Here is a 423-nt window from a genome sequence, read left to right as displayed (position 1 = left end):
GCACCTTAAACTGAAAATAATCATATCCACAAAAGTATTGCCAATAAGGGTTTTCTACCCATCTAACCACTACTTGTTCATCAGAAATATTATACATATGACTGATAATGAGAAGACCTATAATTAAACGAATAGGCAAAGGAGGTTGACCAGGTCCATAGCTAAAACCGCGGTCTAAATCTGATGCTAAGGAGTGCCAAGTAATCGAATCAGATAACTGGAATAAAGGATGTTTCGGGTTAAGAAAACTAGATAAGCGTTGCTCAAACAAACGTTCAAGGCTATTATTTATTTTCTTAGATTTCATCCTTATTTTGCAAGCTTTTTATACAAAACAACTCTAAAACTGGTTATTAACCAATACAAATTTAACCATTTATTTGCTGATTAACAAATAATTATACAGTATTTCAGGACCGACTA

1 protein-coding gene is annotated in these 423 nt (G+C 32.9%); it reads right to left on the bottom strand.

Going from position 1 to position 423, the window contains the following annotated elements; translation table 11 throughout:
- Positions 1–307, bottom strand: a 307-nt coding sequence (locus ACRRVB_RS00815) for a transposase (protein ID WP_432466124.1), incomplete at its 3' end; no start/stop codon positions are given.
- Between the last annotated feature and the right edge of the window lie 116 nt (positions 308–423).

The organism is Candidatus Cardinium hertigii, from assembly GCF_050864855.1.
GTDB lineage: Bacteria > Bacteroidota > Bacteroidia > Cytophagales > Amoebophilaceae > Cardinium > Cardinium hertigii_C.
Note: the sequence above shows the minus strand (reverse complement) of the source record. Positions and strands in the feature narration are given on the sequence as shown.